The organism is Yersinia sp. J1 (assembly GCF_050586585.1).
Classification (GTDB): Bacteria; Pseudomonadota; Gammaproteobacteria; order Enterobacterales; family Enterobacteriaceae; genus Yersinia; species Yersinia entomophaga.
Genome location: NZ_JBOBDP010000004.1, coordinates 37,139 through 50,420, shown reverse-complemented (window position 1 = coordinate 50,420; position 13,282 = coordinate 37,139). Strand labels below are relative to the sequence as shown.

The following is a 13,282-nucleotide window of genomic DNA, read 5'->3' as shown; positions in this document are numbered from 1 at the left end:
GGGCGAGTTCATCGCCTCCCGCTCTGCTGACTCTCTAAGATCAAGCGCGTAATTCTTGCCGAATCTGTTCCGATAAACCTTGTAATACCAATTGATAAGAGCCATCAATCAACGCATAGAATTGAGAATTTGGCAGCTTTCCATCCAGAAACACCGTGTTCCAGTGCGCTTTATTCAAGTGATCACTCGGCACGATCTCCGGATGCTTTCCACGCAGTTGTTCTGCTAATTCCGGACTACTTTTCAATGAAATAGCAGGACGCCCCCGTACCTCGCTAACCATGGCAAACATCACATCGCCAACCTTAATCTGATTCGCCTGCCACTCTTCATGATCGCTTTGTTCCGCTCCCGGTTTAGACAGACAGTATTCGAGTAATGTCGAATTATTCATTCGCTTATCTCCTGTTATCTGGCCGCATTCAGCCATAAAAACCGACTATTCCAAAGACGGATTTCCTCAGAATAGTAGCCAGAGAGCGTTAGATTTTCGCTATCCGGTTTTCTGATCATGCAGTAATGCCGTGAGATTTACTGTGATCGATAGATAGACCTGACATTCCTGGCATTAATGATGACACCTACTATCAGTATATTCTTTAATCATCCCACCACAACCCACGCATCAGGAATAGGCCATCACCTTCTGTTCCTCAATAGAAAAGGGCGATATCTCTATCGCCCTTAGGTACCCAACACAATCAGATCAGCGAAAATTCACTCGCCATCTGTTGAGTATTTAAACAAAACGGATTTACTGCACGGCGGCAAACGCAGCGGCTACCTGCTGAACATTTTGGTGATTAACCCCAGCCATGCACACACGGCCACTCGCGATCAGGTAAACACCGAATTCTTCTCGCAGACGATCCACCTGCTGTTCAGTAAAACCGGTATAGCTAAACATGCCGCGTTGAGTCAGCAAATAATCGAAGTTACGCTGCGGCAGCGCTACTTTCAGTGCCGCGACCAGAGTGTTACGCATTTCCAGAATACGGGTGCGCATTTGCTCGACTTCATTGCGCCACTGGCTGCTTAATTCTTCGTCATTCAAGACCTTAGCCACAACCTGCGCACCAAAGTTCGGTGGGCTGGAATAGTTGCGGCGAACAGTAGCTTTGAGCTGCCCCAACACGCGGCCTGCGGCTTCTTCGCTTTCACATACCACGGATAAGCCGCCAACACGCTCGCCGTACATTGAGAAAATTTTAGAAAAAGAGTTGCTGACTAAACACGGCAAACCTTCCGCGGCCATCTGGCGAATGGCATAGGCATCTTCATTCAGACCAGCACCAAAACCTTGATAAGCAATATCGAGGAATGGGATCAATTCCCGTTCTTTGGCGATCCTGATGATCTGATCCCACTGATCGTTAGTCAGATCCGAGCCGGTCGGGTTATGGCAGCACGGATGTAACAGCACAATGCTTCTTGCCGGTAACTGCTGCAAAGTGGCCGACATTGCCTCGAAATTAACGGCTAACTTTTCATTATCAAAGTACGGATAGGTGTTCACCTTAAAACCCGCACCGCTGAAAATTGCAATATGATTTTCCCAGGTTGGATCGCTGACCCACACTTGAGAATCCGGGAAGTAGTGGTACAGGAAATCAGCCCCTACATTCAACGCGCCAGACCCCCCTACGGTTTGAATAGTGGCTATACGACTTTGTTCCAGCATCGGGTGATCTTGCCCAAACAGCAAATGCTGAATAGCAGAACGATAAGCCTGCAAACCTTCCATCGGTAAATAGACCGACGCAGCCTGTGGCTGAGCGCTCATTTGCGCTTCCGCTGTGGCTACCGCCTGCAATTGCGGGATCACACCCTGAGCATCGTAATAAAGCCCAATACTCAGGTTAACTTTATGCTCTCTGGTATCGGCTTTAAAACTTTCCATCAGCGAAAGGATGGGATCACCTGCATAGGCATCTACATTCTGGAACACGGCATTACTCTCCTTAATTAGGTGCAACCAAAATAGCACTAACTTACCCTGCCAGGCTACTCAGGAATAAAAGCGTTTACTGAAAGTAATAAATAACTTTACCTCATGTTTTATAATGTAATTATTAGGATTCTCTCTCTAAAAAACTCAGGAATGAGAAAATAATAATCAGTGAGGTATTCGGCTCTGACTAAAACGAAAAAGGCGCACATATCGCTATGCCGCGCCTTCAGATGACTTGCTAAATCATGCTCGGTGAAACTATTCGCCGATATATTCCATTGATACGCGAGACGTTAGTTTGGTAATCAATTCATAAGCGCTGATACCGGTAGCGATAGCCACTTTTTCCACTGGCAAATCCGCTCCCCATAGCTCCACTTCATCACCCACTTTATCCCTAGAATCCGGGCCGAGATCGACAGAAATCATATCCATAGAAACTCGTCCAACGAGTGGCACTTCGCGACCATTCACCCACACCGGCGTGCCGGACGGCGCGCTTCGCGGATAGCCATCGCCGTAGCCCATCGCCACTACGCCTAAACGCGTATCCCGCGGGCTGATCCAGGTTCCACCGTAGCCAACCGGTTCACCGGTTTTATGCTCGCGTACCGCAATCAGACTGGATTTCAGCGTCATCACCGGTTGCAGACCAAAATCGGCTCCGGTTTTCTGCTCCATCGGGGAAACACCATACAATATAATGCCTGGGCGAACCCAATCGCGATGGGATTCCGGCCACAGCAAGATTCCGCCGGACGCGGCAATTGACTGTTTACCCGGTTTCCCAGTGGCAAACTCATCAATGCACTGAATTTGCAGTGTTGTTGCCGAGACTTCCGGTTCATCTGCGCGGCTAAAGTGGCTCATAATATTCACCGGCTGAACCACATTCGAGCAAGCGCTCAGGCGCTGATAAAACGCTTCGGCCTCCTCCGGACGCACACCCAGACGATGCATTCCGGTATCCAGTTTCATCCAGACATTAATCGGATAAGGTAAATCTGCCTGTTCTAATGCTTCCAATTGCTCAACGCTGTGGATGGCCGTTTCGATATGATTGACCACTAATACCGGTAAATCCTCAGCGGAAAAGAAACCTTCCAGCAATAAGATAGGTTTCACGATCCCGCCGGAGCGCAGCATAAGTGCCTCTCCGATACGAGCGACGCCATAACAATCAGCATCTTGTAACGTGCGCGCAGTTTCTAACAGCCCGTGGCCATAAGCGTTTGCTTTCACAACGGCAATCAGGCGGCTTTGCGGCGCCAGACGCCGAACCTGTTGCAAGTTATGTCGCAGAGCGCGGCGGTCGATTACTGCGGTTGCCGCTTTCATTTTCTATCCTTAATTATCAATATGTACCCAAGAAAATTGGAGCTTCAGCTCAATTGAAGACGAACCACCTAATAAGCTGAATTAAGCAAGAAATTCATGTAAATGAACGTTAACTAACTACCTTAAAACTCCAGATTCGCTGGGGATTATTCGTCGTCGTATTGCGGACCGGCATAATTATCAAAGCGCGACCACTGACCGTTGAAGGTCAAACGAACCGAACCGATCGGACCATTACGTTGTTTACCCAAAATGATTTCTGCGATGCCCTTCATATCGCTATTTTCGTGATAAACCTCATCGCGATAAATAAACATGATCAAGTCGGCATCCTGCTCAATCGAGCCAGATTCACGTAAGTCGGAGTTCACCGGCCGCTTATCGGCACGCTGCTCCAGGCTTCGGTTAAGCTGAGAAAGCGCCACCACCGGTACCTGTAGTTCTTTCGCCAACGCCTTGAGGGAGCGAGAAATTTCCGCAATTTCCAAAGTACGGTTATCAGAAAGCGCAGGTACCCGCATCAATTGCAGGTAGTCGATCATAATCATGCTCAGGCCACCGTTTTCACGGTAAATTCGCCGCGCTCGCGAGCGCACTTCCGTCGGCGTCAGGCCCGAAGAGTCATCAATATACATATTGCGTTTTTCCAGCAGAATACCCATGGTGCTGGAAATACGCGCCCAATCCTCATCATCCAACTGACCGGTACGAATGCGGGTTTGATCGACGCGAGACAGGGACGCGAGCATACGCATCATAATCTGGTTTCCGGGCATCTCCAGACTGAAGATAAGCACCGGTTTGTCCTGCATCATTGCCGCGTTTTCGCAAAGGTTCATGGCGAAAGTGGTTTTACCCATCGACGGACGCGCCGCCACGATGATCAAATCTGATTTCTGTAAACCCGCGGTTTTCTTATCCAAATCCTGATAGCCGGTAGAAACGCCGGTCACGCCATCATGCGGGCGCTGATAAAGTTGCTCAATACGCGCAACGGTATCTTCCAGAATCCGGTCGATACTTTTCGGACCTTCATCTTTATTGACGCGGTTTTCCGCAATCTGGAATACCTTGGATTCGGCCAGATCCAGTAGATCTTCACTGGTACGCCCTTGAGGATCGTAACCGGCATCAGCGATCTCGTTTGCGACCGAAATCATTTCGCGTACTACTGCACGTTCACGAACAATATCGGCATAAGCGCCGATGTTCGCCGCACTTGGCGTATTTTTTGACAACTCGGCCAGATAAGCAAAACCGCCGACGGACTCCAGATCCCCTTTCTGTTCCAATGATTCGGAAAGAGTGATCAAGTCGATCGGCTTGCTCATTTCCAGCAAGCGTTGCATTTCAGTAAAGATCCGGCGATGAGGGCGACTGAAGAAATCGTTGCTGGTAACTCGTTCGGAAACGTTGTCCCAGCGTTCGTTATCCAGCATCAAACCGCCCAACACGGACTGCTCTGCCTCCAGCGAATGAGGCGGGAGTTTCAGCCCTTCCATCTGGCGGTCTCGTGGCTCTGTCGTATTGTTGGTTGGTTTTTTTCCTGCCATGAAGAGTGTTCTTTACCCGGTTGAGAATAGAAAATATAACGACCCAGTATACGCGATGATAGGCAGCGAGTAATTATATACCCGTTGAATTAGCTATCGCATATCGGTATTAGCCTCATGGTTATAAAGGTGGAACCGCCAACATCTTAGCTGTAGGGTTAAATGACTTCCATTATGAGGATTTCACATGGCCAAGCGTATTCAGTTTTCCACAACCGGCGGTCCCGATGTGTTGCAATATATTGATTTTACGCCAAAGGATCCGGAAGAACATGAGGTGCAGGTGGAAAATAAAGCCATCGGCATTAACTATATTGATACCTACATCCGCAGCGGTTTATACCCGCCAGCCCAGCTTCCAAGCAGCTTGGGAACCGAAGGGGCGGGAGTTATCAAAAAGGTCGGTTCGGCGGTGAGCACTTTAAAAGTAGGTGATCGCGTGGTGTATGCACAATCAGCCCTTGGTGCTTACAGTGAAATTCATAATGTTCCAGCCGAAAAGATCGCTCTGTTGCCAGATAACATTTCTTTTGAGCAAGCAGCGGCCTCATTTCTGAAAGGGTTGACGGTGCAATATTTGCTACGTCAAACCTACGAAATCAAACCAGGAGAAACCTTCCTGTTTCACGCTGCCGCCGGTGGCGTCGGGCTGATTGCCTGCCAATGGGCAAAAGCGCTGGGAGCCAGACTGATTGGAACCGTAGGCTCTGACGAAAAAGCCGAGTTGGCAAAAGCGGCAGGAGCCTGGGCCACAATAAACTACGCTAAAGAAAATATCTCGCAACGGGTTATCGAGCTGACTCAAGGGGAAAAAGTAAAGGTTGTTTATGATTCCGTCGGAAAAAGCACTTGGATTGATTCACTCAGCAGCCTGCAAAAGCGCGGCTTACTCGTAAGTTTCGGTAACGCTTCCGGCCCGGTTACCGGCGTGGATTTAGGTATTCTCAACCAGAAAGGCGGACTTTATGTTACTCGGCCATCGCTAAATTGGTATGTTACCAATCGGCAGGAACTTGAGCAGGCCAGCAGCGAGCTATTCTCACTGATTGCCTGCGGCGCGATTAACGTCGATGTAGCACCAGAGCAGAAGTTTCCACTGAGTCAAGCCCAACGGGCGCACCTGATGCTGGAAGGCAGGAAAACCACCGGCTCCAGCCTTCTCATTCCTGGAAACTAACGATTAACTGACGTTTATTTTCGGCAATTATCCTGATTTCAGCCAGTAAAAAAGGGTTCCCGCAAAGGAACCCTTTTTTATAACGCATTGATACAGTGTAGGGGTACAGCAGTGTATTCCGACGGGAAAGAGTGCGGCTTATGCCACTATTGTTATTCCCGGCGAAGATGAAAATATTGATACAAGAAACTATCGATTCGCATCCTAGCAGCCAGTTCAGGCAAAAAAAACGCTTTAACCGCAAATTAGCGGATAAATGTTTCAAGCTGTGATCACAACCGCAAAACCTCTGTTCAACTTTTCTTCAGTTGCATTTATTTCATGTGGTTTACACAAGAAAAACTTATCTTAACATTTTGTACTTTCTGCCATTTAGCCGACAGAAGCCGATCGATATTCCATCAATTATATTAGTAGCGACGAATAGTCGGATTCTGCATAGCGCGCCAGATCCATACAATCGCAACGGCTAAAATCAGCCACGGTAATAACTTAATCATCATCACAAATAACCCACCGACCATCATAAAAGCAGCCGCAACCAGCAAAGCACCTAAAATGCCCAGCAGGGAAATACCGGTCACCATCAGCATGATGAAAAAACCGATAACAAAGAAAATCTCTAACATGGTTGGCTCCTCAATAATTGTTATCATCCAAAATATTGGATAATGCTGATTGGGTATTACAAGAAGCGTGCCAGCTTATAGATAAGGGCTAATTGACTGAATTAAATAGAGATGAACAATTGTAGCCCGCTAAAGAACATAACGGGCTTGGTCATTTTGACTAACTTATAGTGAATTATGTTGAGGCTGTTTCACTAACGATAGGGCTTTCTCTACCACGGAAACATCGGCGCCAGGCTTATGAGCATTCTCGCTTAAATGGCGGCGCCACTGACGCGCACCGGGAATGCCCTGGAAGATGCCCAGAATATGTCGGGTGATATGGCCTAAATAAGCCCCACGCGCTAATTCTTGCTCAATGTAGGGATAGAGAGCCTCTACCGCCGCTACACTATCCGTAATCGCCGCCTGTGGATCGAAGAGTTCGCGGTCTACCTGCGTCAAAATACTCGGATTTTGATATGCCTCGCGGCCAATCATCACGCCATCGAGATATTTGAGGTGTTCTTTCGCTTCATCCAAGGTTTTCACGCCGCCGTTGATGGCGATGGTCAACTCGGGGAAATCACGCTTTAGCTGATAAACTCGCGGATAATCCAGAGGTGGCACTTCACGATTTTCCTTCGGACTCAAACCGGATAGCCAGGCTTTACGCGCATGAATAGTAAACATATCGCAACCGCCCTGCTCTGAGACTTTCTGCACGAAATCACACAAAAACTCGTAGCTGTCCTGATCGTCAATGCCGATTCGGGTTTTAACCGTTACCGGTATGGAAACCACATCGCGCATCGCTTTAACACAATCGGCAACCAGCTCCGCTTCCCCCATCAAACAGGCACCAAAGCGACCGTTTTGCACCCGATCGGAAGGGCAACCAACATTCAGATTAATTTCGTTATAACCACGCTGTTCCGCTAGTTTCGCGCAATGGGCTAACGCCTGCGGATCGCTGCCGCCCAATTGTAGCGCTACCGGATGATCTTGCTCACTGTAAGCCAGATAATCAGCCTTGCCGTGGATAATGGCACCAGTGGTGACCATTTCCGTGTAAAGCAGCGCCTGTTTGGTCAGCAAACGGTGGAAATAGCGGCAGTGACGATCCGTCCAATCGAGCATCGGCGCGACGGAGAAACGTTGTAATGGGTAGCCTGAATGACCAGTTTGGGCGTTAGATACAGTCTGATTTTCGTGCATGTGCGGTGAGTTTCATCGGTTGTTATTACGTCAATTCCCGCTGTTTTGGTTGCATAGCAAATCATCAGTGGGCTGGAATGCGGGATTATACCATAGAACCTAAGGACGCATTCCAGCGCAATAATCTTACGACTTAACCTATTGATCTATGCGGAAATGTGACGCGGATAGAGGTAACTCACGGCGCCTATCGGCGATCACGCGGAGATATGTTAAAATTGCACAAATAATAATGTTGCGGGACGATTATCATGACTTCAATCAACCAAGAAAAGCTGCTTGCTCAGGCCGAAAGCCTGTGTAAACAACGAAATGTACGGCTGACTCCGCAACGTTTGGAAGTTTTGCGTCTGATGGCACAGCAACCGGGCGCAATCAGCGCTTATGATCTGCTGGATTTATTGCGGGTTTCCGAGCCTCAGGCTAAGCCGCCAACCGTCTATCGCGCTTTGGATTTTCTTTTAGAACAAGGATTTATACACAAAGTTGAGTCGGCAAACAGCTATGTGCTGTGCCATCATTTTGAGGAGCCGCTGCACACCTCAGCGCTGTTTATTTGCGATCGCTGCGGTTTGGTAACGGAAAAAACCACCGTTGGTATTGAAGAAGCCTTAGCTTTGCTGGCGAAACAATCAGGTTTTGCGCTGCGTCACAGCGTGGTAGAGGCTCACGGCCTTTGCGCCACGTGCGGCGAAGTCGAAGCCTGTGATAGCCATGAACATTGCGATCACGACCATAGTCTAGTGGCAAAAAGAAAGTAACCTTGGAAAAGTAACCCCTGGTGCAGAAATCATTTCTGTCGTCATACGGCGGCAGAAATAAAATAAAAAATGGTTTGTCGTCATGACTCACTGTATTAATTAACATTGTATTGATTGACATTAATTATAACCAACACTGGAAGTGTCAGCACCTCCTTGTGCTTGCAACATCTTAATATAAAACATGTAAACTTGATGATATTAAATTATATTTTAATAAATAACTCTATTTATAAAATATCGACACATTTAATAACACCGTGGAGGGAGGTAAGTTTTATATTCATATATTAATACCAACTCAGGTTACCAGCGATATTTGGTATGATCTTCCCAAGCTTTCACTTCTTTTTCCGCAGCTTCCTTCTGATAACCGTATTTTTCCTGAATTTTACCTACCAGCTGTTCGCGTTTCCCTTCTATCACCTTCAGGTCATCATCCGTCAGCTTGCCCCATTTCTCTTTAATTTTCCCTTTAAACTGCTTCCAGTTACCGTCGGCTTGATCTTTATTCATAATATCTCCGTTAACTTTTGTTAGCTCAGTTTATTTAATTCCTATTAATATATAGGCTAATATAATTACCAGTAAATTAATAAGACAATCTTAAATTGAATCGTTGTCTTATTCTTACCGTGAAATAACTATAGCAGAGCATTCTGCCGATGGCTAAATTAGTACTATGGAATAGTAATGAAATAGTAGGCAGGCTAAGAAAACCTCATATTATTCTGTATTTAAATCAGCAAGTAACTCGTTATTATCGGATAGTTCTCAATATTACTAAAACACTGTCATGTGAGTGATTAACCAATATATATGCCTTCATTTCTGATGAGATACAGGATTATTTGAGTCGTAGCACACATAATAAAACCCCAATGAAGGGGCTTTATTTAAGGGATAAAATCAATTGCTATTAACGCTAACTACCGCAGGTAGGAATACGTGGTTCGTTAAATCCAGTCGCCATTGCGGATAACGCCAACGGCTAAACCTTCGATAGTAAATGTTTGCTCGCGCAGATCGACGACGATGGGCTGAAATTCACTGTTTTCAGGCAGCAACTGAACAATATTACCTTGTTTTTTCAGACGCTTAACAGTAACTTCATCATCAATACGCGCCACCACAACCTGCCCATTGCGCACATCCTGAGTTTTATGAACCGCAAGCAAATCACCGTCCAGAATACCGATATCTCTCATAGACATACCGTTTACCCGCAGCAGAAAATCAGCATTAGGCTTAAACAGCGAAGGATCAACTTTATAGTGACCTTCAATATGCTGCTGCGCTAACAGCGGTTCGCCCGCAGCAACCCGGCCAATCAGCGGCAGGCCTTCTTCGTCTTCCATTAATAGGCGAATACCACGAGAAGCGCCGGAGACGATCTCAATCACCCCTTTACGCGCCAACGCCTTTAGATGCTCTTCTGCGGCATTAGGCGAACGGAACCCCAGACGCTGCGCGATCTCGGCACGTGTCGGTGGCATGCCCGTTTGCGAGATGTGATCGCGAACCAAGTCGTAGACCTGTTGCTGTCTGGTAGTAAGTGCTTTCATTCCGCCCCCTGTTTGTTTATACAGTTTAGCTGTGAGTATATACAGCCAAACCCCTATTGGGAACCGAAGAGTGAATAAAAACAGGGATTAATGGCTGTATTGTTCTTCACCACTATTTGCTCTTTCCCTGAACTATGCCAAATTCAAGTATTGCCACAGCACAGTAGCCCAAATAAATACCGCCAGCAGGATAGTGATGAGCACTGCGGCGGACCCCATATCCTTTGCCCGACCTGAAAGGTCATGCAGCTCGCTGCCAATCCGGTCAACAACCGCTTCAATCGCACTGTTGATAATTTCAACCACCACCACCAAGACGACAGATCCGATCAATAAAATTCGCTCTATGACTCCCACATCAAGCCAGAAGGCCAGTATGATAGCGATGACGGCCACCACGGCCTCCTGCCGGAAAGCGGCTTCATTTTTCCAAGCAGCGGTTAACCCTTTCACAGAATAACCTGCCGCTTTATAGATACGGGTTAGTCCTGTTGATTGATTAGCCATGAGTTATGTACCTTTTTATTGGATTGATAATAGTTTCGCTGCTTCCATCAGTCTGATCACCACAGATCTCAAAACGAGTTTCTGGTATCCTTGCGGCGAATTGCTAACAAGAGGCTTCACGTTGTTATGTCAGGTTGGCGTAAAATATATTATAAGTTACTGAATTTACCACTTAAATTGTTGGTAAAAAGCAAGGTAATCCCCGCAGATCCTGTGACTGAACTGGGGTTAGACCCGTCACGTCCAATTTTGTATGTTTTACCTTATAACTCTAAGGCTGATTTGCTGACATTGCGAGCGCAGTGCCTGGCACAAGATCTTCCCGATCCGTTGATTCCACTGGAAATAGACGGTGCACAGCTGCCAAGTCACGTTTTCATCGATAATGGCCCACGGGTATTTCGCTATTATGCCCCGAAGCAGGAATCGGTAAAATTATTCCACGATTATCTGGATCTGCATCGCAATAATCCTGAGCTGGATATTCAGATGCTACCGGTATCAGTAATGTTTGGCCGCTCTCCGGGCCGGGAAGGTCACGGTACACCACATCTGCGCGTACTGAACGGCGTACAAAAATTCTTTGCCGTACTGTGGCTGGGTCGCGATAGCTTTGTGCGATTCTCGACTACCGTTTCCCTGCGCCGCATGGCCAGTGAGCACGGCACTGACAAAACCATCGCCCATAAGCTGGCCAGAGTCGCGCGTATGCACTTCTCTCGTCAGCGTTTAGCTGCCGTTGGCCCAAGTCTGCCGGCACGTCAGGAGCTATTTAAAAAGCTGCTGGCGTCAAAAGCTATCGAAAAAGCGGTGGCTGATGAAGCGCGTACCAAGAAAATTTCCCACGAAAAAGCGCAGCAAAATGCCATCAATTTGATGGAAGAGATTGCGGCAAACTTCTCTTATGAAGCCGTGCGTTTATCCGATCGCGTGTTGAGTTGGACCTGGAACCGTCTGTATCAGGGCATCAATGTTCATAACGCCGAGCGCGTGCGCCAATTGGCACAAGATGGCCACGAAATCGTGTATGTCCCCTGCCATCGTAGCCACATGGACTATCTGTTGCTGTCCTACGTGCTTTATCATCAAGGCCTGGTACCGCCGCATATTGCTGCCGGTATCAACCTGAACTTCTGGCCGGCTGGCCCGATTTTCCGTCGTTTAGGTGCCTTCTTTATTCGCCGTACCTTTAAGGGCAACAAGCTGTATTCCACCGTGTTCCGTGAATACCTAGGTGAGCTATTCACCCGTGGTTATTCCGTTGAATACTTTGTGGAAGGTGGCCGTTCACGCACCGGTCGGCTGCTGGAACCCAAAACTGGCACCCTGTCGATGACAATACAGGCCATGCTACGCGGCGGCTCCCGCCCTATTACTCTGGTGCCAATTTACATCGGTTACGAGCACGTAATGGAAGTTGGGACATACGCCAAAGAACTGCGCGGCGCGACCAAAGAGAAAGAAAGCCTGATGCAAATGCTGCGCGGTCTGCGCAAACTTCGCAATTTGGGTCAGGGCTATGTGAACTTTGGCGAACCTTTGCCATTGACTACTTATCTCAACAACAACGTGCCAGACTGGCGTGATGCTATCGATCCAATCGAAGCTCAGCGCCCAAGTTGGCTGACTCCGGCGGTTAACGATTTAGCTGCTAAAATTATGGTTCGTATCAATAATGCCGCAGCGGCTAACGCAATGAACTTATGTTCTACCGCGCTGCTGGCATCGCGTCAGCGTTCATTGACTCGCGAGCAACTGTTGGAGCAACTCGATTGCTACCTGCAACTGCTACGCAATGTGCCTTACGCCAAAGATGTGACCGTACCGGATAAAACGCCGGAAGAGTTGCTGAACCACGCGTTGAAAATGAATAAGTTCGAGGTAGAGAAAGACAACATCGGTGACATCATAATCCTGCCACGTGAGCAGGCGGTGTTAATGACTTACTACCGTAATAATATTCAGCACTTGCTGATGCTGCCTTCACTGATTGCTAGCATGGTGATGTACCATCGCCGTATTACTCGTTCCGAGTTATTACGCAAGATCGGTATGATTTACCCAATGCTGAAAGCCGAGCTTTTCCTGCATTATACCAAGGAAGAACTTGCGCCAACGCTGGATACGCTGGTTAACGAACTGGCGCGCCAACAGTTGATTTGCGATAAAGGCGATGAATTAGTGTTGAATCCAGCGCGTATTCGTCCGTTGCAGCTGCTGGCCGCTGGCGTGCGTGAAACTCTGCAACGCTACGCAATTACGCTCTCTTTGCTCAGCGCAAACCCAAGCATCAATCGGGGCGCGCTGGAGAAAGAGAGTCGCATCATGGCGCAGCGTCTTTCCGTACTGCATGGTATTAACGCGCCGGAATTCTTTGATAAGGCCGTATTCTCCACGCTGGTTGCAACTCTGCGCGAAGAAGGCTATATCAACGATATTGGCGATGCGGTGCAGGAACATACGCTGGAAGTTTACAATATGCTAAGCAACCTGATGACGCCGGAAGTGAAGCTGACGATTGAAAGCGTCAGTATGCCTGCCGAGACAAATCAGTTACCTGCTCCAGATAAACCAGCAGAATAATTTCCAGATAGCTGAATAAGC

At 47.8% G+C, this 13,282-nt stretch carries 12 protein-coding genes; 3 read left to right on the top strand and 9 right to left on the bottom strand.

The genetic code is table 11. The annotated features are described in order from the left end of the window. Window positions 1–40 precede the first annotated feature (40 nt). From ACQ4OC_RS08680 to dnaB, 4 genes are all read right to left on the bottom strand, one after another. Window positions 41–394 carry an MmcQ/YjbR family DNA-binding protein gene (locus ACQ4OC_RS08680; protein WP_120805624.1) on the bottom strand — a complete coding sequence of 118 codons (354 nt, stop codon included), beginning with the start codon at window positions 392–394 and terminating at the stop codon, window positions 41–43. 360 nt (window positions 395–754) lie between these two features. Continuing rightward, window positions 755–1,948, bottom strand: coding sequence for an amino acid aminotransferase (locus ACQ4OC_RS08675; protein WP_064515497.1), 1,194 nt, complete (start codon window positions 1,946–1,948; stop codon window positions 755–757). Between the two features lie 261 nt (window positions 1,949–2,209). Continuing rightward, window positions 2,210–3,289, bottom strand: a complete 1,080-nt coding sequence (alr, locus tag ACQ4OC_RS08670; RefSeq protein WP_064515499.1) for an alanine racemase — start codon at window positions 3,287–3,289, stop codon at window positions 2,210–2,212. A 146-nt stretch (window positions 3,290–3,435) separates the two neighbouring features. Continuing rightward, complete coding sequence (gene dnaB / locus ACQ4OC_RS08665; protein WP_049598040.1) at window positions 3,436–4,842, bottom strand: replicative DNA helicase; 1,407 nt, start codon at window positions 4,840–4,842, stop codon at window positions 3,436–3,438. 187 nt (window positions 4,843–5,029) lie between these two features. Here dnaB and ACQ4OC_RS08660 point away from each other — a divergent pair, with 187 nt between their 5' ends. Next, window positions 5,030–6,019, top strand: coding sequence for a quinone oxidoreductase (locus ACQ4OC_RS08660; protein ID WP_064515500.1), 990 nt, complete (start codon window positions 5,030–5,032; stop codon window positions 6,017–6,019). Window positions 6,020–6,429: 410 nt separating this feature from the next. Here ACQ4OC_RS08660 and pspG read toward each other — a convergent pair whose 3' ends face one another. Together pspG and dusA are read right to left on the bottom strand one after the other, a co-directional pair. Then, entirely contained in the window at window positions 6,430–6,648 is a 219-nt protein-coding gene (gene pspG, locus ACQ4OC_RS08655) for an envelope stress response protein PspG (RefSeq protein WP_064515502.1), read from the bottom strand. A 165-nt stretch (window positions 6,649–6,813) separates the two neighbouring features. Then, window positions 6,814–7,845 carry a tRNA dihydrouridine(20/20a) synthase DusA gene (dusA, locus tag ACQ4OC_RS08650; RefSeq protein ID WP_064515504.1) on the bottom strand — a complete coding sequence of 344 codons (1,032 nt, stop codon included), beginning with the start codon at window positions 7,843–7,845 and terminating at the stop codon, window positions 6,814–6,816. Window positions 7,846–8,096: 251 nt separating this feature from the next. On the opposite strand from dusA, the gene zur reads away from it, so the two are divergent. Beyond that, window positions 8,097–8,606, top strand: a complete 510-nt coding sequence (gene zur / locus ACQ4OC_RS08645) for a zinc uptake transcriptional repressor Zur (protein WP_064515506.1) — start codon at window positions 8,097–8,099, stop codon at window positions 8,604–8,606. A 306-nt stretch (window positions 8,607–8,912) separates the two neighbouring features. Here the strand turns inward: zur and ACQ4OC_RS08640 are convergent, their stop codons facing one another. The 3 genes from ACQ4OC_RS08640 to ACQ4OC_RS08630 all read right to left on the bottom strand — a co-directional run bounded on the left by ACQ4OC_RS08640 (window position 8,913) and on the right by ACQ4OC_RS08630 (window position 10,678). Beyond that, on the bottom strand, window positions 8,913–9,122 hold the full coding sequence (locus ACQ4OC_RS08640) for a CsbD family protein (RefSeq protein ID WP_049598049.1): 210 nt from the start codon (window positions 9,120–9,122) through the stop codon (window positions 8,913–8,915). Between the two features lie 440 nt (window positions 9,123–9,562). Then, window positions 9,563–10,171, bottom strand: a complete 609-nt coding sequence (lexA, locus tag ACQ4OC_RS08635) for a transcriptional repressor LexA (RefSeq protein ID WP_049598050.1) — start codon at window positions 10,169–10,171, stop codon at window positions 9,563–9,565. A gap of 132 nt (window positions 10,172–10,303) precedes the next feature. Continuing rightward, window positions 10,304–10,678 (bottom strand): diacylglycerol kinase, encoded by a 375-nt coding sequence (locus ACQ4OC_RS08630; RefSeq protein WP_064515508.1) that lies wholly within the window; start codon window positions 10,676–10,678, stop codon window positions 10,304–10,306. Between the two features lie 126 nt (window positions 10,679–10,804). Between ACQ4OC_RS08630 and plsB the strand changes: the two genes are divergently transcribed. Next, window positions 10,805–13,261 (top strand): glycerol-3-phosphate 1-O-acyltransferase PlsB, encoded by a 2,457-nt coding sequence (gene plsB, locus ACQ4OC_RS08625; protein ID WP_064515510.1) that lies wholly within the window; start codon window positions 10,805–10,807, stop codon window positions 13,259–13,261. Window positions 13,262–13,282 lie beyond the last annotated feature (21 nt).